This window comes from Marinobacter sp. E2 (assembly GCF_055755345.1).
The window spans coordinates 481163-500598 of record NZ_CM146911.1; the positions used below are offsets into that span (position 1 = coordinate 481163).

General features: G+C 62.3%; 18 protein-coding genes. 13 read left to right on the forward strand and 5 right to left on the reverse strand.

The window, feature by feature from the left end:
• Positions 1 to 42: 42 nt before the first annotated feature.
• Genes lptM through AC0J1C_RS02130 form a run of 6 tightly spaced genes read left to right on the forward strand, consistent with a single transcriptional unit; the run spans position 43 to position 5694 of the window.
• The gene (gene lptM, locus AC0J1C_RS02105; RefSeq protein ID WP_473045424.1) at positions 43 to 213 is read left to right on the forward strand and encodes an LPS translocon maturation chaperone LptM; all 171 of its coding nucleotides are present in this window, start codon (positions 43 to 45) and stop codon (positions 211 to 213) included.
• Positions 214 to 254: 41 nt separating this feature from the next.
• Positions 255 to 1505, forward strand: coding sequence for a diaminopimelate decarboxylase (lysA, locus tag AC0J1C_RS02110; RefSeq protein ID WP_473045426.1), 1251 nt, complete (start codon positions 255 to 257; stop codon positions 1503 to 1505).
• A 14-nt stretch (positions 1506 to 1519) separates the two neighbouring features.
• Positions 1520 to 2434: a diaminopimelate epimerase gene (gene dapF / locus AC0J1C_RS02115; protein WP_473045427.1), complete on the forward strand. Its 915-nt coding sequence runs from the start codon at positions 1520 to 1522 to the stop codon at positions 2432 to 2434.
• Between the two features lie 16 nt (positions 2435 to 2450).
• Positions 2451 to 3197, forward strand: a complete 747-nt coding sequence (locus AC0J1C_RS02120) for a DUF484 family protein (RefSeq protein ID WP_473045428.1) — start codon at positions 2451 to 2453, stop codon at positions 3195 to 3197.
• 1 nt (position 3198) lies between these two features.
• Positions 3199 to 4164, forward strand: a complete 966-nt coding sequence (gene xerC / locus AC0J1C_RS02125; protein ID WP_473045429.1) for a tyrosine recombinase XerC — start codon at positions 3199 to 3201, stop codon at positions 4162 to 4164.
• Between the two features lie 60 nt (positions 4165 to 4224).
• On the forward strand, positions 4225 to 5694 hold the full coding sequence (locus AC0J1C_RS02130; RefSeq protein WP_473045430.1) for a GGDEF domain-containing protein: 1470 nt from the start codon (positions 4225 to 4227) through the stop codon (positions 5692 to 5694).
• Here the strand turns inward: AC0J1C_RS02130 and AC0J1C_RS02135 are convergent.
• Complete coding sequence (locus AC0J1C_RS02135) at positions 5691 to 5924, reverse strand: DUF2789 domain-containing protein (RefSeq protein WP_375193434.1); 234 nt, start codon at positions 5922 to 5924, stop codon at positions 5691 to 5693. The genes AC0J1C_RS02130 and AC0J1C_RS02135 overlap by 4 nt on opposite strands.
• A gap of 96 nt (positions 5925 to 6020) precedes the next feature.
• On the opposite strand from AC0J1C_RS02135, the gene AC0J1C_RS02140 reads away from it, so the two are divergent.
• The gene (locus AC0J1C_RS02140; protein WP_473045431.1) at positions 6021 to 8810 is read left to right on the forward strand and encodes an ATP-binding protein; all 2790 of its coding nucleotides are present in this window, start codon (positions 6021 to 6023) and stop codon (positions 8808 to 8810) included.
• A 37-nt stretch (positions 8811 to 8847) separates the two neighbouring features.
• Here AC0J1C_RS02140 and AC0J1C_RS02145 read toward each other — a convergent pair whose 3' ends face one another.
• The gene (locus tag AC0J1C_RS02145; protein WP_473045432.1) at positions 8848 to 9213 is read right to left on the reverse strand and encodes a hypothetical protein; all 366 of its coding nucleotides are present in this window, start codon (positions 9211 to 9213) and stop codon (positions 8848 to 8850) included.
• Between the two features lie 250 nt (positions 9214 to 9463).
• Here AC0J1C_RS02145 and AC0J1C_RS02150 point away from each other — a divergent pair, with 250 nt between their 5' ends.
• Positions 9464 to 10060 (forward strand): hypothetical protein, encoded by a 597-nt coding sequence (locus AC0J1C_RS02150; protein ID WP_473045433.1) that lies wholly within the window; start codon positions 9464 to 9466, stop codon positions 10058 to 10060.
• A gap of 46 nt (positions 10061 to 10106) precedes the next feature.
• Complete coding sequence (locus tag AC0J1C_RS02155) at positions 10107 to 12302, forward strand: patatin-like phospholipase family protein (protein ID WP_473046489.1); 2196 nt, start codon at positions 10107 to 10109, stop codon at positions 12300 to 12302.
• On the opposite strand, the gene AC0J1C_RS02160 is transcribed toward AC0J1C_RS02155, so the two are convergent.
• The 3 genes from AC0J1C_RS02160 to AC0J1C_RS02170 form a co-directional block, all read right to left on the reverse strand.
• Positions 12283 to 12951, reverse strand: coding sequence for a GntR family transcriptional regulator (locus tag AC0J1C_RS02160; RefSeq protein WP_473045434.1), 669 nt, complete (start codon positions 12949 to 12951; stop codon positions 12283 to 12285). The genes AC0J1C_RS02155 and AC0J1C_RS02160 overlap by 20 nt on opposite strands.
• A 73-nt stretch (positions 12952 to 13024) precedes the next feature.
• Positions 13025 to 14455, reverse strand: a complete 1431-nt coding sequence (gene cls / locus AC0J1C_RS02165) for a cardiolipin synthase (protein WP_375193440.1) — start codon at positions 14453 to 14455, stop codon at positions 13025 to 13027.
• Positions 14455 to 15528: an AraC family transcriptional regulator gene (locus tag AC0J1C_RS02170; protein WP_473045435.1), complete on the reverse strand. Its 1074-nt coding sequence runs from the start codon at positions 15526 to 15528 to the stop codon at positions 14455 to 14457. The genes cls and AC0J1C_RS02170 overlap by 1 nt, the downstream gene beginning before the upstream one ends.
• 410 nt (positions 15529 to 15938) lie before the next feature.
• Here AC0J1C_RS02170 and AC0J1C_RS02175 point away from each other — a divergent pair, with 410 nt between their 5' ends.
• The 4 genes from AC0J1C_RS02175 (at position 15939) to AC0J1C_RS02190 (ending at position 19432) form a co-directional block, all read left to right on the forward strand.
• Entirely contained in the window at positions 15939 to 16736 is a 798-nt protein-coding gene (locus tag AC0J1C_RS02175) for an alpha/beta fold hydrolase (RefSeq protein WP_473045436.1), read from the forward strand.
• A gap of 87 nt (positions 16737 to 16823) precedes the next feature.
• Entirely contained in the window at positions 16824 to 17909 is a 1086-nt protein-coding gene (locus AC0J1C_RS02180) for an SMP-30/gluconolactonase/LRE family protein (protein ID WP_473045437.1), read from the forward strand.
• Positions 17909 to 18370 carry an acyl-CoA thioesterase gene (locus AC0J1C_RS02185; protein WP_473045438.1) on the forward strand — a complete coding sequence of 154 codons (462 nt, stop codon included), beginning with the start codon at positions 17909 to 17911 and terminating at the stop codon, positions 18368 to 18370. Before AC0J1C_RS02180 ends, AC0J1C_RS02185 begins: the two co-directional genes overlap by 1 nt.
• Positions 18371 to 18448: 78 nt before the next feature.
• On the forward strand, positions 18449 to 19432 hold the full coding sequence (locus tag AC0J1C_RS02190; RefSeq protein WP_473045439.1) for an NADP-dependent oxidoreductase: 984 nt from the start codon (positions 18449 to 18451) through the stop codon (positions 19430 to 19432).
• The last annotated feature ends 4 nt before the right edge of the window (positions 19433 to 19436 follow it).

The following is a 19436-nucleotide window of genomic DNA, read 5'->3' on the forward strand; positions in this document are numbered from 1 at the left end:
GTCAGGTATACTGCCGGCATAACGAACTCAGGGGTAGCAGGAATGCGCATGTCGACTCTGCCGATCGTACTGCTGGTGCTGGCGGTTTTGCTCAGCGGGTGTGGCCAGAAAGGGCCGCTTTACCGGGAGGCCTCCGGTGTTGAGGCCCCAACCCGGGCCGAAACCGTTGATGATCGGCAGCAAGACGGCGACGGCGCGAATGCCAGCGATTAGTGGTACCGACCCGTTACTCCGCAAGACCAACCAGGAAACCCATGGATCATTTCAATTACCGTGACGGTGAGCTGTTCGCCGAAGACGTCCCTGTCTCCGACATTGCCCGACAGTTTGGCACGCCGGCCTATGTCTATTCCCGTGCCACCCTGGAGCGACACTATCGCGCCTACGACGAGGCCCTGAAGGATCGTCCCCACCTGGTGTGTTATGCGGTCAAGGCCAACAGCAACCTGGCGGTGCTCAACGTGCTGGCCCGTCTGGGATCCGGGTTCGATATTGTCTCGGCCGGCGAGCTGGAGCGGGTCCTCCGCGCCGGTGGCGACCCCGGCAAGGTCGTGTTCTCGGGCGTTGGCAAGCAGGAATGGGAAATGCGACGGGCCCTTGAGGTCGGGGTGCGTTGCTTCAACGTGGAATCCGACACCGAGCTGGATCGTCTGAATGCCGTGGCCGGCGAGCTTGGCGTGAAGGCCCCTGTGTCGTTGCGGGTGAATCCGGACGTGGACGCGGGCACCCACCCCTATATTTCCACCGGTTTGAAGGAGAACAAGTTCGGCATCGACATCGCGGAGGCGCCGGAGGTGTATGCCCGAGCGGCCGGCCTGCCCAATCTGGAGGTCAAGGGTGTGGATTGCCATATCGGCTCCCAGCTCACTAGCGTGTCGCCGTTCCTGGATGCCCTGGACCGGGTGTTGGCCCTGATTGACGACCTGGCGGCTCGCGGCATCAAGATACGCCACCTGGACATGGGGGGTGGTCTTGGCGTGACCTACAACCAGGAGCAGCCACCGCAACCCTCCGACTATGTCCGGGCCCTGTCTGAGCGCCTGGGTGACCGTTCCCTCGAGCTGATTCTCGAGCCTGGTCGCTCTATTGCCGCCAATGCCGGCATCCTGGTGACCCGGGTCGAATTCCTGAAGTGCACTGACCACCGCAACTTCGCCATCATTGATGCCGCCATGAACGACCTGATCCGGCCGGCCCTGTACAGCGCCTGGCAGGCCATCATCCCGGTGCGCCCGCACCAGGACGGTGACGAGAGAGCCTGGGACCTGGTGGGCCCTGTCTGCGAAACGGGCGATTTCCTGGGCAAGGACCGGCGCCTGCGCCTGAAGGCAGGGGATCTTCTTGCGGTGCGGTCAGCCGGCGCCTATGGCTTTGTGATGAGTTCCAACTACAACACCCGGAACCGGCCCCCGGAACTGATGGTGGATGGTGATCAGGTGCACGTGGTGCGTCGTCGTGAAACCCTCGAGGATCAGCTCGGCCCCGAGAGCTGTCTGCCGGAATGAGCGGGAATGAGGACATGAGCCAGCAACGCCGCAGCCAGGGCCCGACACTGCGTTTCACCAAGATGCACGGTCTGGGCAACGATTTCATGGTGGTGGACGCCATCAGCCAGCCGTTCCGCCTGCGCCCGGAGATGATTCGCGAACTGGCCAACCGGAATTTCGGCATTGGTTTTGACCAGTTGCTGGTGGTAGAGCCCCCGGGCCTGCCCGATGTGGATTTTCGCTACCGGATCTTCAACGCCGACGGCTCGGAAGTGGAACAGTGCGGCAACGGAGCCCGATGTTTCGCTCGCTTTGTCCGCGACCAGCGCCTGACCAACAAGAAGGTGATCCGGGTCCAGACTGCCAAAGGCGTGATCGAACTGCGGGTCGGCCGGGAAGGCATGGTCACCGTGAACATGGGGGTTCCTGAGTTCAATCCGCCGGCCATTCCGTTTGCCGCCGATCGCCGCAAGGACGTCTACACCGTGGACGTGGACGGCCAGACCGTGGAGCTCAGCGCAGTCTCCATGGGTAACCCGCACGGCGTGCTGCTGGTGGATAACGTGGATACCGCTCCGGTGGAAACCCTGGGGCCCCTGCTGGAAAAGCACCCGCGTTTCCCGGCCCGCGCGAACATCGGCTTCCTGCAGATCCTGGATCGCTCCCATGCCCGGCTTCGGGTGTTCGAACGCGGTTCCGGCGAGACCCTGGCCTGTGGCAGCGGCGCCTGTGCGGCGGTGGTCGTCGGCTGCGTGAGAGGGTTGCTGGATGCCCGCGTGGAAGTGGAGCTGCGTGGCGGCAAGCTGGTGATCGAATGGCAGGGTGAGGGGTCCCCTGTTATGATGGAAGGGCCTGCAACCAGCGTCTTTGAAGGGCAGTTAAGGCTGCCGGGTGACTCTGGTGGCCGCCGCCGGAAGAGCGGCCGCCCCCATAAACAACGGTCCTGACAGCCAGGAGTACACGATGACAGAACAAACGGCCCGCAAGAAGGCCGGTGAGCTCAGCCGGGAAGAAGTGGCTGACTACCTGCGCGCCAACCCCGATTTCTTTGTTGACCAGGACGAGCTTCTGCGCAGCCTGACCTTGCCCCACGACAGCGGGCGCGCGATTTCACTGGTGGAACGCCAGGTGCACCTGTTCCGGGAACAGCGGGACACCCTGCGTCGGGAGCTGGTGGAGCTGGTGTCTATCGCCCGCCACAACGACCGGTTGTTTGAAAAGAGCAAGCGCCTGCTGATGCAGGTGATCGAGGCCCGAACCCTGAACGACATGGCCGCGGCCATCGATGACAGCATTCGCGGGGATTTTGGTCTGGATGCGGCCTCGGTACTGTTGTTCACTGACAACGAGCTGCCGGAAGCTTCCCAGGGGGCGCTGCACGTGGTCAGTCCGGCCGTTGCCAGGGAGCGTCTGGGCAGCCTGCTGGACGGTGAGCGTGCCGTGTGTGGTCAGTTCCGTGAGAGCGAGCGCCAGTTCCTGTTTCCCGACCGCGAAGAGCCGATCGCGTCTGTTGCCCTGGTGCCCCTGCGTCACGACACCCTGGTGGGTGTGTTTGCCGTTGGCAGTTGCCAGACGGGCTATTTTGACCAGAGCATGGGGTCTCTGTTCCTGAGTTACATCAGCGATACCCTCAGTCGGCTGCTGCCCCCCATGGTTCAGCGCCATACTGCCGCGGCTCCGGTCACCGAGATGGTAACGGAGTCTCGCTGAGGTGTCTGACAGCCCGGCAGCCCCTCTGCCCGATGCGCTGTCAGAACCGATAGCCGCGTTTATCCGGCATCTGGCGTCGGAAAAACGCCATTCCCCGAGAACCTGCGACGGTTACCAGCGGGACCTGCTGCGTTTGGCCGCCTGGATGTCCGAGCGGGATCTTGACCGCTGGCAGGGACTGACCAACCACGAGCTCCGCCGCTACGTAGCGACCCTGAGCCGGGACGGGCTCGCCGGTCGAAGCATCGCCCGTCACCTGTCCGCCACCCGCCGCTTCTATCAGTTTCTGCTGCGCGAGAAGCTCGCCTCTGACAATCCAGCCCTGGATATCCGTGCGCCGAAAAGCGGCCGGCCCCTGCCAAAGGTGGCCGATGTGGATCAGCTCAACCATCTGCTCGATAGCCAGCCGGATGATCCCCTCGAAATCCGCGATCTGTGCATGTTTGAGCTCATGTATTCCTCGGGGCTGCGACTGGCGGAGCTGGCCGGCCTTGACCTGGATCGTATTGACCTCAAGGGTGGCGAAGTCCGTGTGCTGGGCAAGGGCAGCAAGGAGCGCTTGCTGCCGGTGGGTTCCAGGGCGCTGGCCGCTCTGCGAGCCTGGCTGCCGCATCGGGCATCCTTGGCCGGTGATGGCGAGCCGGCACTGTTTGTCAGCCAGCGCGGGCAAAGGCTCAGTCACCGCAGTATCCAGGCGCGATTGAACCGGTGGGGCATCGTTCATGGCGCGGACCAGAGGCTGCACCCGCACCTGCTTCGACATTCTTTTGCCAGCCACATGCTGGAATCCAGTGGTGACCTTCGAGCCGTACAAGAGTTACTGGGGCATGCCGATATTGCCACGACCCAGGTGTATACCCACCTGGATTTTCAGCATTTGGCGCGGGTTTATGACCAGAGTCACCCCAGGGCCCGGCGAGGCAGGTATCATGGCAATACCTCCGAAGATGACAGCCCAGGCCGCTAGCCGGTCGCGGCGAGGCTTCAATATCGAGATTTGAACCACAGGGATTGACGGGAGCGCTCCATGACAACGGATCCGTCCTGGAAGGAAAAATACCTCCAGGAACTCGAATCGGCAGACCATCGGGAAAAACAATGGAAGGCGGAGCGTAATACCCTCGAGCGTATGCTGGTCAGAACCAGCCTGGCCTCCGAGGGCCAGACGCCGGAACTGGACAAATTGCTGGCCCGGGTACGCAAGGATCTCCGGAAAGGGCGGGTGGATGTGGACGCCTGGAAGGAACTGCAGGACCAGATTGACCGGCAGGTGGCCCTGCTCGATGAGCGACAGTCGGCCGAGCAGGTGCGACGTTCGCTGTTTTCACGCCGGCCACCGGCTCCAGAACCGGCGGCACCGACACCGCAGGAAGCACCTCCAGCATCAGCGTCCGTTGACGGCCAGGACATCGAGGACAACATTCAGCGCTTGCGCATTGCCCGGCGAGTGGGTCAGCTGCTCGGCCAGATGCTGACGCAGGTGGCTCTGGAGCCGGCTGCCGAGGCGCGGGCGCGGGCCTTGCAGCAGTCCCTTCTGGTCAGCAATGACTGGGACGAGTTGCGGGAGGGGCTCAACCATGTTGCCGAGCTGGTGATCGCCGCTGTCACCCGGAGCAAGCGCGAATTCGAGGCTTTCCTGAAGCGACTGGATGAACGGCTCAACGTGCTGCGGGAGCATTTCGCCACCCAGTCCTCGGCCCAGACCGGCAGGCTCGAGGCCTCCGAACATCTTGACCGTGAGATTCGTGAAGAGATCGAGAGAGTGGGCCAGAAACTGTCTGAAAGCGATGACCTGGCCGATCTGAAGCATTCCGTTACCCGTCATCTGGAATCCATTGGCGAGGCCGTAAGCCGTTTTCGCAGCCAGGAAACAGAACGTGAGCGCATGCTTTCGGAACAGTTGGAGACCATGCAGCAGCGGGTTGCCGCCATGGAAGCCAATTCCGAGCAAATGCAGGAGCAGGTGCGCAGGGAACGTCTGCGGGCGATGACCGATCTGCTCACCGAGCTGCCCAACCGGGAGGCCTGGCAAGAGCGCCTGGCGTTTGAATACAACCGCTGGCAGCGCTACGGCCATCCGCTGACGGTGGGGGTGCTGGATATCGATCTGTTCAAGCGGGTGAACGACAGCTACGGCCACAAGGCGGGCGACCGGGTATTACAGCTGGTGGCCCGGGAATTCCGGGAGCGTCTTCGCAATACTGACTTCGTCGCCCGTTTCGGGGGAGAGGAATTCGTGCTGCTGTTCCCGGAGACCTGGCCAGACGACGCCCGGCGTGCACTGGATGAGCTCAGGGCACACGTCGGCCGCCTGCCGTTCCATTTTCGCGGTGAGCCGGTCACCGTGACATTCTCCGCCGGTCTGGCCGGGCTGGTGTCGGGAGACACGGAGGAGTCGGTGTTCGATCGCGCCGACCGGGCCCTCTACCAGGCCAAGGACAACGGCCGAAACCGGGTAGCCGTCAGTGGTGACGACGGTACGGATGCCGGGCATTAGTGGCGCATCAGGGCGTCCAGCTCGTCAATGACCTCGGCCCAGTCGCTGTCGTCCTCCAGGCCCTCCTCCAGGAAATGGGACTGGGCTTCGGACCAGAAAGGCGCATCCTGCAGCGCGATGTCGGGCGGCAGCGGTGAATGACGGGCCACGAAGGTCTCGATGCTTTTCTCGTCGGACGCCAGGCCCAACTGTTCAAACAGCGTACTGAGGTTGTGTTTGCTGGTGTCCATGAGCGTTCATCTCCGGTTAGCTGTTCGCCTGAATGAAATCAACGACGTTTGCAGGTATTGTTCCCTGAAATGTAGTGGAACCCCCAAGGATATCCAGTGAAGGTTACCCTTACCGTCTTACTGTGCTGCCTGCTTGTGCTGTTTCAAGCCCCCTTGCGGGCAGAGCCCCCGCAATTGTCGCCGGCGCCGGTTCTGGGTAAGGAAGAACTGGTGTGGCTGGCAGGGCAGGAGCAGTTCCGCGTGGGTATCCGGGGCGATCAGGTGCCGCTGGTGTTCGACACCGGCAATGGGGTCTTGGCGGGCACCTACATCGACTACCTGGCCCGTCTCTCGGAGAAGCTGGCTGTCGCCATCGAGCCTGTTCTGCTGGGGCGTGACGCGGGACCGGTAACGGCTGAGCCAGCCACAGATGCGGTGCTCACAACCCGAATGCCGGGTATGCCGGTGGTGCCGGGCAAGCGGTTCACAGATCCGCTGATGTCTCTCACCTACGGGCTGTTCGTCAGCTCCGGAGATGCAGCCATTCGCTCCATCGCTGACCTGGAGGGGGCTCGCATCGCGGTGATCACCGGTGATCCGAATCAGTATCCGTTGCTGGACCCGGTGGAGAAATTCACCCCCGTACCGGTTGCCGGGGTCAGCGAAGCGGTTGGGCGGGTGCTCTCGGGGAAGGCGGATGCCTTTCTGGCACCCGTGCCGGTGGTTTCGGATTACCTGCAGTCCGCCATGGTCAACGGTATCGGTCTCGCCGTACTGCTCGACACCCGACCAGTGGATGTGGTGTTGCAGGTAGACACCGACAACGAACGCCTGTACCAGGTGCTCAACAAAGCGGTGGCGGCCATCAGTCACAGTGAGCATCGGGTGATCCGCCAGTCCTGGCTGCAGTCGGACCAGCCGCCGGTACAGCGAACCGGGGTGGAGCTGTCCGCATCGGATATCGACTGGCTTGAGCGTCATCCGAATCTGAAGGTGGCCTTCCGCTCGGACTGGCCGCCCTTCGAGTTTGCCCAGGATGGCCGGCCTACCGGTCTGGTGCCGGATCTGGTCAGCCGGCTGGAAAGCCAGCTCAACGTGCGCTTTACCCGTACCCTGGCGGGCGGGCGCATGGCGGTGGAGGAGCAACTGCGTTCCGGTGAGGTGGATATTCTGCCGGGCCTTTCCCGGACGCCGCGCACCGAGGATGCCTTTCTCTTCACGAGGGCCTATCTGACCGTTCCCATTGCCCTGGCCATCCGGGATGACGGTCGCTTCATCGGTGATCTTCGGGAGCTGCGCAGTGAACGGGTAGGCGTGGTTAACCGGCAGGCCGCCCACGACTACCTGCTGATCAACCATCCCAACCTCGACCTGTACCCGGTGCAGACCGTGGAAGAGGGGTTGCTGGCGCTATCCAACGGCGACCTGGACGTCATGGTCACCCACATACCCGCGGTGAGTTACACCGTGGCGCGCCTGGGTTTGTCCAACCTTCGCATCACCAGCATCACGCCCTACCAGTACGACCTTCGGCTGGCGGTGCGCAAGGACGACGTTGAACTGCATCGTATCCTGAACAAGGCGCTGGGCAGTCTTGAGGCCAGTGAAACCGAGGCCATCTACAACCGCTGGATTCACCTGGATATCGAGCAGGAGGCCGACTACACCGTGGTCCGGCGAGTGGTGATGATCGCCATTCTGGTGGTGCTGATTTTCCTGTACTGGAACCGCAAGCTGTCACGGGAAGTGGACGAGCGCATCCGCTCGGAGAACGCCCTGCGCCGGAGTGAGGATGAATTGCGGGCGGCCAAGCTGGAAGCCGAACGGCTTGCCCGTGAGGCGGAGGCGGCGAGCCTGGCGAAAAGCGAGTTTCTGGCCAACATGTCCCACGAGATCCGGACCCCCATGAACGCTGTCATCGGCTACAGCGATCTGTTGAGCAACAGCGTGACGGATCCCCAGCAGCGCAACTACCTGGATTCGATTCGGGCCGGCAGCCGCAGCTTGCTGATGCTGATCAACGACATTCTGGATCTGTCGCGTATTGAGGCCGGCAAGATGCGCCTGGACTATTCGGCCGTGTCTGTGCGTCGGTTGCTGGACGACGTGCGTCACATCTTCGACCTGCGGGCGCGCGAGCAGGGTATTACCCTGGAAGTGAGCGTCGACTCCGGCATGCCGGCCGCCATGATGCTCGACGAGACCCGTCTGCGACAGGTGTTGTTCAACCTGGTGGGCAACGCCATCAAGTTTACCCACGACGGTGGTGTAACGGTACGGGCCACCGCCCGGCCCCTGAAACCCCGCAAGACAGAGGCGGATCCCGAGTCTGTCGAACGCCAGTATTACAAGCTGGTGGTGACCGTCAGCGACACCGGCATCGGCATTCCCCAGGACCAGGTGGAGCGCATCTTCGACGCCTTCGAGCAGCAAGAAGGGCAGAATACCCGGCGCTATGGCGGCACCGGTCTGGGCCTGGCCATCAGCCGCAAGCTTGCCCGCATGATGGGCGGAGAGCTCGATGTGGAAAGTGAGCCGGGAGCAGGTTCGGTATTCACGGTAACCTTGCCCAGGGTCGAAGCCACGGTGCAGCAGGCGGAAGACGAAGGCGAGCCCAAGGAATCCGACCGTCTGCTCGCCCAGACGCTCAGCATGCAGGAGCGAGGCTGGCTGCGGGAGCAGCTGGCGGCAGACTTCGGTGACGAATGGCAGACGGTCCGGGAAAGCGGTGACCCTGAACAGATGAAGGATTTCGCCCGTCGCCTGCTGGCCTGGGGGCACCGTTTTCGCTCCCGGTCAGTGACCCGGTACGGTGAAAAACTGCTGGCGGACGTGGAAGCGTTCAACCTGGATGCGGTGAACAGTGCCCTGGAGGCGTTTCCGAAACTGCTTGGCAGGGAAGAGTAAGGGCCAGTCGGTGCTTTGGCTGGAACTCCAGCCGAAACTACAGACAGTCGAACTGTGAGTTACGGTCGAAGGCGACCGAAACCATATCGTAGCCGGAGTCGGACAACTGGCGGATCAGGTCGCGGTCTTTCAGCAGGGTCATGCAGACCTTGTGAACGCTCGCCTGGAGCTGGTCCGAGGCCATCTGGCCGGAGGCAAGGCGGAAGTCGACAATCAGGTATTTGCGTTCCACAGCGGCGGACACCGGAATGTCCTGGCGTTCGACGCTTTCATAACCGATGTAGGTGGCCTGGCCGGCGGGGAAGACCTGGCTCATCAAAACATCGATGTTTTCGGCCTGGGCCTGCGAGGCTGACAGCAGCAGCGTGGCAGCAGCGATCCGGAGTGTGGATGCGATGGTCATTGGAGGCCACTCCCTGGTGACAATCCGATTACTATGTAACCAAATGTTACGGTTGGTTACGGTGCATTATTGCAGAGTCTGTCGCATTTTGCGTGATATGTGACATTAATTTTTCAATGTTTTGCACTCTGGTTTTGCACTCGGGCAATCCTGAGGTTGTTGGTGGACGGCCAAAGCGCCGGTCAGACCTCCCGGTGGGCTGCCGTATCAACTATGATGGAATTCAGACGAACGCCAGGAGGAAGACCCCATGTTTCAGCTTGTTTTCAAAGGCGAGTGCGTTCCCGGAACGGATCTCGAAACCGCCCGGAGTAATGCCCGAAACCTGTTCAAGGCTTCGCTTGAGCAGGTGGATCGCATGTTCAGCGGGCAGCCCGTGGTCATCCGCAACAAGCTAGAAGAGGTGCAGGCGGAAAAGTATCGCGCGGTGCTGAAAAAGCACGGCATGGTGGCCTACGTGCAGCCCATGGCCGAGGCGCCAGCGCCCGGTGGCTGGCGGTCGTCACCGGAATCAACGCAGCCATCGCAACCGGCGCCCGCGACCAGGCCCGAGCCGACGCCGGCGGCGACCCGCCAGGTCCCGGAACGTGAACCGGGGGATCGACTCCCGGTTGCCGGCGAGAAAGTGGATGACATCCTTTCGGGTTCGGGGCTCAGTCTGGATCCGGTGGGTGTCACGCTGGCTGAGCAGACCGAGGTGGAAGCGCCCATGTTCCAGCACCTGGATGAATGGAGCCTGGCGCCGGCAGGCAGCGACCTTGGCGTCAAGCGCGACTTGCCCCCGCCCATGGTGCCCGACGTGTCCCACCTGTCTCTGGCGGACGACGACGCTCCGGACCGGAAATGAGGCGGTCGTGATCCGAGACCGACGACGGCATTGGTTCGCGCTGTTGCTGCTGTTGCCGGGGCTTTGGCACCCGGCGTTGCTGGCCGACCAACCCGGGCAGGCGCCGGAACGCCCGAAGGTTGGCCTTGTGCTCAGCGGCGGTGGCGCCAAGGGCATGGCCCATGTCGGCGTGCTCCGGGTGCTCGAGGAGATGCGCATTCCGGTAGACCTGATTGTGGGCACCAGTGCCGGCTCGGCCGTCGGTGCGCTGTACGCCAGCGGTATGCCGATCAGGGACATCGAGAACCGGTTGATCGAGCTCGACTGGCTGTCGAGCTTCCGCGACGATCCTGGACGGGTCTACAAGCCGGTCCGGCGCAAGCAGGATGACTGGCGCTTCCCGGTGGTCCCGGGCATCGGGGTGCGTTCTGACGGGCTGCATGTCGGGGGCGGTCTGATTGCCGGCCAGAACCTTGGTTTCATCCTCAATGAACTGACTCGCAGCGCCGCCCTGGTTGAGGATTTCGATCGCCTGCCTATTCGCTTCCGGGCCGTTGCCACGGACCTCGAGACCGGCGAACAGGTGGTCATTGACGACGGCAATCTGTCCGAGGCCATCCGTGCCAGCATGAGTATTCCCGGCGTCTACGCTCCAGCACAGCGAAACGGCAGGCTGCTGGTCGACGGCGGCGTTGCCAATAACCTGCCGGTCAGTGTCGCCCGTGAGCTGGGCGCAGACGTGATCATCGCCGTCGATATCACCGACAGCCTGATGGAGACCGAGCAGCTGCGGGAGGCGTTCTCGGTGGTGGGCCAGCTGACCACCATCATGACCCGCCGTAACACCGAACAGCAACTGGCGCTGCTCTCAGAGCGGGATGTGCTGATCCGCCCGGATCTCGAGGGCTATACCTCCGCCGATTTCTACGATGCACCGATACTGTTCGAGCTGGGCGCCTCGGCGGCCCGCGAGCACGGTGTCGAGCTGCGCCCTCTGGCGGTATCCAGGGAGCGCTGGCAGGCCTGGCGTGCGGCCGTCCGAGGTCCCGATCCGGTATCCGAACCCATCGCGCGCATCGATATCGAGGGCAGTAGCCGTCTGGCCCGGGATTTCCTGCGTGAACGCATTCGCCAGAAGACCGGAGAGCCGCTCGACCGTTCCCAGCTGGAGGCCGACCTGAAGCGAATCTACGGGCTGGGCTACTACGAGATCGTGTCCTACTCCGTGGCGCGCTCCACCGCTTCCGAGGGAGCTGTACTGGTCATCCGCGTGCAGGAGAAAAGCTGGGGTCCCAACTACCTCTCATTCGGGCTCAATTACGAAGACAACTTCGATGGTGAGACGCGCTTCAATATTGCCTCCGCCCTGCGAATGACCGAGTTGAACCGGCTGGGGGGAGAATGGCAGACCGGTGTGCAACTGGGTACTGATCCCTGGGTTCGGAGCCAGTGGTACCAGCCCCTGGACTACGGGTATGAACGGTTCATGGTTCTGGGGGGCACCTACTCCCGGGACACCTTCAGCCAGTTCGATACGGCCGGCGTGCGGGTGGCCGAAGTGGATGTGACGTTCCGACAGGCGGACCTGGCACTGGGCATGGAGCTTGGCGGTAACGCCGAGGTTCGCCTGTCCTACGCCCGCGGTTACGCGACGGTGGACGAGCAGATTGGCCAGGCGGTGGCACCGGAGGGTGCCATTCACCAGGGCGGTGTTTCATTGCAGCTGGTGCACGACTCCCTTGATGATACGTTCTACCCTCGTGCCGGGGCTTTTGCTGGCATACGTGGCCATCTGGAGCGCGAAGGGCTGGGTTCTGAGCGGGAGTTTGATTCCCTGACCAGCCTGCTGCTGGGCACCCAGAGCTGGCGGGGCCTGACCCTTACCGGGCTGGCTTATGGCCGGGCGATAACCCGTGGTACACCGGGCATCGAGAATGCCGTGCGCCTGGGCGGATTCCGGCGACTGTCCGCCTATGCGCCGGGGGAAATCACGGGCGATCATGCCCTGATGGCGGCGGTTTACGCCAGTCAGTCCTTTGGCGGTCCACTGGTGCCCTGGTTCGTCGGTGTCGGCCTGGAGGCGGGTAACGCCTGGCCTTCGCTGGACGAGGCCAGTTGGGACAGCTCGGTGAAATCCACCAGCGTGTACACCGGCGTCGATACGTTCCTGGGGCCGGTCCAGCTGGCCGCTGCCTACAACAACAAGGACAACTGGACGGCCTACCTCAATATCGGCTTTTCCTTTACCCAGCTCTTTTATTGATGGCGTCCAGCACCTGCTGGCATTGCTGCAGGGCAAACCGGTGCAGGATCTCGGCGAGGCGCTCCTCGTCCCGGTCGCGGATGGCACTGATGGACTGGCTCATGTGCAGCAGGTTGTCCTCCAGCACACGGTTCCCGCCTTCCTGAAAGGCAACAAACGCACAGCGCTTGGCGGATGGCCAGAGGTCATCAATGGCCGCGACGATGAAGTAGTTGTCGGCGTAGGCCAGTGACGCCTGGGTGTATTCGATACCCAGCTCCAGAAACGCCATCAGGTCGTTTCTCTGGAAGCAGGCCTGCATCCGGTCGTACAGGCTCTCCAGGCGCTCGATGTCCTCGGGCTGCTGGTTGCGCACCAGCTTGCGGCCGGTATGGGTAAGGTAGAGCTCGAGGGTTTCGTACAGGCTGCGAACGAAGAACTCATCCAGCGGCGTTACGAATGCGCCCTTGCGGGGCACGTTCCGCACGAGGTGCCGTTTCTCAAGCAACAGCAAGCCTTCCCGTATGGAGCCGTGGCTGACGTCCATCTGCTTGGCCATGGCACCTTCATAGATCCGTTCGCCGGATCTGAGCTGGCCAAAGGCGATGAGGTTCTCGATATGACGGGCGACCTGTTCGGTCAGGGTTTCTCTGGGCTTGAACGCGTTCATGTAATGATCTGTCGCTACCGGATACTGACAATTCGGAGAGGGCATAGTCGCACATCGGCCATGCCGGGGCCAGTCAGAGCAGTGGCGCCAGCAGTCGAACGGCCCTGATGCCCAGGCGGAACAGGATAGAGCGCTCACGGTAGTCACTTTCCGTCATTCGTCGCGAGCTTTCCAGATCCTGTTCGAGCATGGACTCCACGCTGTCGATAAAGTGCCGGGCGGTGGTGATGGCGCTGATCTCGAAATTCAGCCGCATGGACCGGTTGTCCAGGTTTGCGGTGCCTACCGCCGCGTACCGGTCGTCCACCAGAATGACCTTCTGATGCATGAAGCCTGGCTGGTAGCGGTAGATGCCGATGCCGGTCTGGCAGGCCTGAACCAGATAGGAATAGGCGGCCAGGCCGATCAGGCGACTGTCGGACTTTTCCGGGATCAGTATGCGCACATCCACACCCCGGAGAGCGGCCAGCTGCAGCGCGTTCATGATCTGGAAATCGGGCACAAAATAGGGCGAGGCAATCCACAGTCGCTGGCGGGCATTGTTGATGCAGTTCAGGAAGAACAGAGTGCAGGTTTCCCAGGTGTCCGCCGGGCCCGTCGGCAAAATCAGCACCTCATCGTTCCCGGGCTGGTTATCCCGCGGTGCCCAGTCGAGCCTGGGGAATTCGTTGCTGGCCCAGTTCCAGTCCTCCAGCCAGGCCAGTTGCAGCCCGGTGACCGCCGGCCCCTCGATCCGGCAGTGGGTGTCGCGCCAGGGTTCCTGGTCCATGGCCGTGCCCAGATATTCGTCCCCCAGGTTGATGCCACCTACAAAACCGATCCGGCCGTCACACACCAGCAGCTTCCGGTGGTTGCGAAAGTTGATCTGGAAGCGCCGCCGGCGCACATTACCATCGCCGAACGACGCCACCCGGGCGCCGGCCGCCGCCAGCTGTTTCAGGTACTTGCTCGGTAGGAAGACGCTGCCGATGTCGTCGTACAGAAACCAGACCTCCACGCCCTGGGCAAGCTTGCGCTCGAGGATCGACTTGATCCGCCGGCCAACCCGGTCCGAGCGCACAATATAGAACTCCAGCAGGATGTAGCGGGTGGCGTCCTCCATGGCCTCGAACAGGGCTTCAAAGGTGGCCTCGCCATCGCGCAACAGGGTGCAGCGGTTGCCGTCGGTAAAGGGCTGGCGCCCCAGCCGGCACAGAACCTGAAGCTCATCGGTGAAACGGTCGGCAGCCGGCGGGGCAATCGATGTGGTTTGCTGTTCAAACCGGTTCAGCAGGCTGGTGAGCGATTCGTCGCCGAGCCGCCGGGCCCGGACATAACCCCCAAAGCGGTGGCGCCCGAACAGCACGAACATGGGGACCGCCACGTAGGGAAGACCCACCAGGGCGATGATCCAGGCGATGGCGCCCTGGGTGGTCCGATAGCTCAGCAGGATTCGATAAATGCAGGCCAATGCCCCCAGATAGATCAGGCCAACGGCGACGGCGAGCAGGGAGGAATCAGGCATCAGCGGTCCCCGAGGCTGGTCAGCGGCGCGTTACCGGTATCGCCGAGGCTGCGGGCCCGGTATTCGGCAGGAGAGACTCCCGTCCATCGTTTGAAGGCGCGGCTGAAGGCGCTCAGTTCCGAGAAGCCGAGCAGGAAGGCAATTTCGCCAAGGGAATAGTGGTCGGTGGCCACATAGCGGAGTGCCTTGTCCTGACGCACCTGTTCTACCAGCCCCTGGAAGCTCAGGCCTTCCTTTTTCAGTTTCCGGTACAGGGTCTGGCGGCTCATGTGGCACTGCCGGGCGAGGCTGTCGGCGTCGATGCGTTCGGTGGCCATTTGCCGGGAAATCAGTCGTCGGATCTTGCGCCCGAAAGAGCGTCGGGTCTGCAGCCGTGCCAGCAGCGAATTGACCTGTTTGAGCACGGCGGAATAGACGTAGGGGTTGCGTCGTGGAATGGGGTGTCCCAGATGCCGGCTGCTGAAGGCAAGCCGGGTCAGGCCGTTGTCGAAGGTTACCGGCCCGCCCAGGAGTTTTTCGTATTCGGCGGCGTAGGATGGCCTGGCATGGGCAAGTTCCACCCATTCGGCACGGATACCCGAATGGATAAAGTGCCGGGTGCGCGTGATTGCGGCCGCCAGCGTCCGGTCCATGTCCTGACGGCAGTAGTGGTTCGGGGAATCCGGTTGCCAGCACAGAATGGCCTGGTCTGCCGTCTGTTCGAAGCTGAGGAACACCGACTCGTTGATCAGTCGATGCAGGCGGACGTACTGGGTGACCGCCTCGCCCAGGGTGTCGCAGTTGAAAAACACGTGCCCCACCAGACCCATCCGTTCCGGGTCCACCACCTGTCCGGCGTGAAGGCCGACCCCGGGATCGCCGGTCACCTGTTCGGCGTGGGCCCAGAGTCGGTAATGGGCGTCGGCCGGAACCCGGCGATCGGGGTCTGAGAGTTCGGAGAGGGCGAGGCCCGTGAGCTGCTCTACCCGGGACTGATGTAACACACCCTGCTGTTCCAGATAGTGCACCAGCGCAAGCGTGCTGGAGGCCGCCACCATGGGGGATTCGGGAGTGTCCACTTGCGCTGTTATCACCTTGTCGGGTCCTATGATTAACGACCTTTCATGGAAGCTGATACAAAATGTCAAGCCGCTGCAACGGTCTGTCAACGGTCTGCGCCTGCCCTAACGATAACATTAGGGTAACAGGTTGAAGCAATGGACAGGCATTCAGGAGGTGTTTGTTTTATGGAACAGGAAATCTTTGTACCGCATACCGAGCTCGAGCGCAGAAACGTGCTTGAACTGGCCGAATATCTGAACAGCATCTTTTACTGCTGATCCTCAGACGAAACGTCTATGACCTTCATGCCGGGCTCTGCCCGGCTTTTTTGTCTCAGGCGGCCTTACCCTCCCGTTCCGTACCCCACCGATCTTGCCCGCAAGCACAGAGCTGGTAATGTATCGACTCTCTTATTCCAGACCGATACCGGAGATTCTCCCCCATGAGCGTTGCCCTCAATCATCGCATCACTGGCGAAGGCCCACCCCTGATCCTGCTGCATGGTCTGTTCGGGTCGTTGGACAACCTGGGCGGCATTGCCCGCCGACTTGAGGACCAGTGGCAGATCCATGCCCTCGACGAGCGCAACCATGGCGCCTCACCCCATACCGACACCATGGACTACCCGGCTATGGCTGGCGATGTGATTGCCTATATGGATGCGCAGGGGCTTCAAAAGGCCAGTTTTCTTGGCCACTCCATGGGCGGCAAGGTGGCTATGCAAGTGGCCCTGAAGGCGCCAGAGAGAGTGGAAAAACTGATTGTCGCGGACATTGCTCCTGTGGATTACCACGCGCGTCACGACGCCATCATCGAGGGGCTGACCGGGATTCACCTGGCGGATGTCCGTTCCCGCCAGGACGCCGACCGCCTGCTCTCCGATTTCGTGGAGACCCCCGGTGTGCGGCAGTTTCTCCTGAAAAACCTGGAGCGCATCCCGGCGGATGAGCAGAAAGAGGGCGGCCCGGTTTTCCGCTGGCGCCTGAACCTCTCCGTGATTGATGCCTGCTACGGCAAGCTGACCCTTGCGCCTGAAGGAGAGGGCCCGTTCGAGGGGCCGGTCCTGTTTCTCAAAGGGGCCGATTCAGCCTACATCCAGGAGAAACACCGCGCGAGTATTGAACAGCTGTTTCCCGCCGCCACACTCCGGATCATTCAGGACACCGGCCACTGGCTGCACGCAGAGAAAGCCGATACCTTCGCCGCCCTGTGCCGCCGTTTTCTGACATCCGGGCAGTGACCGGTTTCCCTGTCGCACAGACTGTCTGTTAAGGTTGTTTCGTCGCGAATAACCAGAAGAACGGGCAAAAGAGGGCGGAACGAGCGTATGAAATGGCTGATGCTGGGAGTGCTGGTCATTTTCCTGCTGTTGGGTGGGTTTCTGCTGACGCCGTCACCGGTCGACAGCAAGGCCTGGAATCCACCGCCGCCTCCCGGGCTTGATGGGCCCCTGGCGCCCAATACCCTCCTGCAGCAGGCCGACCTGCTGGCGCTTGGCAAGGTCTATGGACCGGAAGATACCACCGTCAGTGAAGACGGAGTGCTTTACACCGGCACCCAGGACGGCTACATCGTGCGTGTGTTTCCCGACGGCCGGGTGGAAAAGTGGATAGACACCGGCGGTCGACCGCTGGGCATGGTGTTCGATCGTACCGGCAATCTGATTGTTGCCGATGCCTGGCTGGGCTTGCTGTCGGTGAGTCCCCAGGGGAAAGTCACCATCCTGAGCCGGGAGGCCGAGGGAACACCCTTCCGTTTTACTGATGACGTGGACATCGCGGACGACGGCACCATCTATTTCACCGATGCCAGTTCCAGGTTCCGGCAACCGGACTACCGGCTTGATCTGCTGGAAACGCGACCCCACGGGCGCCTGCTGCGCTACTCGCCGAAAACCGGCAAGACCGAAGTGGTGCTGCGCAATCTGTACTTCGCCAACGGTGTGGCGGTGTCACCGGATTCCGACGCCGTACTGGTTAACGAGACCTGGAAATATCGCATTCTGAGGCACTGGATCAAAGGGCCGAGGGCGGGGCAGACGGAAGTGTTTGCCGACAACCTGCCGGGCTTTCCAGACAACCTGGCCCTTGACGCGCGCGGTCGTTACTGGGTGGCTTTCCCCACTCTTCGCAACGCCACCATTGATACACTGCACCCCCTGCCATGGCTGAAAGAACTGGTGGCCAAGCTCCCGGACAGCCTCAAGCCCGTGCCCCAGGAGTACGGACTGGTGCTGGCGTTTGACCGGGACGGGCAGGTGCTGACCAGCCTCCATGACCCCCGCGGCCAGCATCTTCAGGAAATTACCTCGGTTAACCCTCACGGTGACTACCTATACTTTGGTTCACTTCACAACGACCGGATTGGCCGGCTACCTTTTTCAGCCATCAGTGGCCTTGGAGACCAACCGTAATGCCTGCATCCGACATTGCCTGGGACCTGCCGGGTCCGTTCACCATGGACATTACCGTACGGGCGGAGGACACCGACCGCCTGGGCCATGCCAACAACGTGGTGTACGTGCGTTGGCTGGAGGAGGTCAGCTGGGCTCATATCGAGAGTCTGGGCATGACCTGGGCGCTGCACGAGGAAACCGGCAAGGCCATGGCCATTACGCGTACCGAGATTGATTATCTGTCCGCCGCCAACGCCGGTGACGAACTGGTGCTGGGTACCTGGCTGACTGGCTTCGATGGGCGGTTCCGCTCCTCCCGGCAGTTCCAGTTGGTGCGACCGGCCGATGGCCGGGTGCTGGTTCGGGCCGTTTCCACGCACGCCTGTGTCGACCTGAACACCCAGAGACCGTCCCGCGCGCCGGCAGAGTTTGCCACCATTCTGGGTGGCGCCGTGGTACCCGGTGGGCGTGGGCTTTAGGCTTTCCTGCCTGTTTGTGCTTTACTTCAACTAGCTTTCCGCAGACCAATCCCGTAAACCCGCTGTCCGGAGATCCCGATGCCAACGACTGCTGACCAGAATGCCGAATCCAGCATGCGCCATGTGATTTACGATCGCTTTGGCGAGCGTGATGTCCTGCAGGTGGTCCGGTCGGACCTGCCGACAGCCGCCGAGGGGCAGGTGCTGGTAAGGGTGCACGGCGCTGGACTGAATCCCATCGACTGGAAAACCCGAAAAGGGCTGGGATTCGCGGCCCGGCAGATCGAAAATTCATTGCCCTGGACACCGGGTTATGACATTGCCGGCGAAGTGGTGTCCGTTGGTGAGCAGGTCACCACCCTCGCGCCCGGCGATCGAGTCATGGGTATGGTCGGTTTCCCGGCCCTGGGCGGCGCCTATTCGGAATACGCGCTGGCCCAGGCCGACGAGCTTGCCATTGTGCCGGAAGAGCTGGACCTGGTAACCGCGGGCGGGTTGCCGCTGGCAGCCCTGACAGCCTGGCAGGGACTGTTTGAGGTGGCCAAACTCGAAGCGGGCCAGAAGATCCTGATCCATGCCGGCGCAGGCGGTGTTGGCCATTTTGCCGTGCAGTTTGCCCGGGAGCGCGGCGCCCACGTAATTGCTACAGCCTCAGCCGGTAATCGCGATTTCCTGGCCGAGTTGGGCGTGCATGAGGTGATTGACTACCGCACTACCGACATTGTCGAGGAGTGCTATGGTCTGGATGTGGTGCTGGACCTGATCGGTGGCGACACCGGCAAGCGCTCCCTGCACACCCTGGGCGAGCAGGGCGTATTGGTGACCATACCCACCGTTACCGCCGACGAGATCATCAGCGAGGCGGAAGCCATGGGGCTGCGGGCCCACGGTATGACCGTGCGGCCGGATGTCTTTCATCTGGACGAGATCGCCGAGCTGATCGAGGACGGCGATGTTCGTGTCCACATTGAAAAAGCCTTCCCTCTCGAGGACGTGGCCCAGGCCCACGAGATGCTTGAGGACGGGCACGTGCGCGGGAAGCTGGTGCTAGACTGCCGCTGAGGGT

Bases quoted from the DNA above. Each gene is read 5' to 3' on its own strand.
- lptM (WP_473045424.1), top strand. From the start codon at position 43: ATGCGCATGTCGACTCTGCCGATCGTACTGCTGGTGCTGGCGGTTTTG.
- lysA (WP_473045426.1), top strand. From the start codon at position 255: ATGGATCATTTCAATTACCGTGACGGTGAGCTGTTCGCCGAAGACGTC.
- dapF (WP_473045427.1), top strand. From the start codon at position 1,520: ATGAGCCAGCAACGCCGCAGCCAGGGCCCGACACTGCGTTTCACCAAG.
- AC0J1C_RS02120 (WP_473045428.1), top strand. From the start codon at position 2,451: ATGACAGAACAAACGGCCCGCAAGAAGGCCGGTGAGCTCAGCCGGGAA.
- AC0J1C_RS02130 (WP_473045430.1), top strand. From the start codon at position 4,225: ATGACAACGGATCCGTCCTGGAAGGAAAAATACCTCCAGGAACTCGAA.
- AC0J1C_RS02135 (WP_375193434.1), bottom strand. From the start codon at position 5,924: ATGGACACCAGCAAACACAACCTCAGTACGCTGTTTGAACAGTTGGGC.
- AC0J1C_RS02145 (WP_473045432.1), bottom strand. From the start codon at position 9,213: ATGACCATCGCATCCACACTCCGGATCGCTGCTGCCACGCTGCTGCTG.
- AC0J1C_RS02150 (WP_473045433.1), top strand. From the start codon at position 9,464: ATGTTTCAGCTTGTTTTCAAAGGCGAGTGCGTTCCCGGAACGGATCTC.
- AC0J1C_RS02160 (WP_473045434.1), bottom strand. From the start codon at position 12,951: ATGAACGCGTTCAAGCCCAGAGAAACCCTGACCGAACAGGTCGCCCGT.
- cls (WP_375193440.1), bottom strand. From the start codon at position 14,455: ATGCCTGATTCCTCCCTGCTCGCCGTCGCCGTTGGCCTGATCTATCTG.
- AC0J1C_RS02175 (WP_473045436.1), top strand. From the start codon at position 15,939: ATGAGCGTTGCCCTCAATCATCGCATCACTGGCGAAGGCCCACCCCTG.
- AC0J1C_RS02180 (WP_473045437.1), top strand. From the start codon at position 16,824: ATGAAATGGCTGATGCTGGGAGTGCTGGTCATTTTCCTGCTGTTGGGT.
- AC0J1C_RS02185 (WP_473045438.1), top strand. From the start codon at position 17,909: ATGCCTGCATCCGACATTGCCTGGGACCTGCCGGGTCCGTTCACCATG.
- AC0J1C_RS02190 (WP_473045439.1), top strand. From the start codon at position 18,449: ATGCCAACGACTGCTGACCAGAATGCCGAATCCAGCATGCGCCATGTG.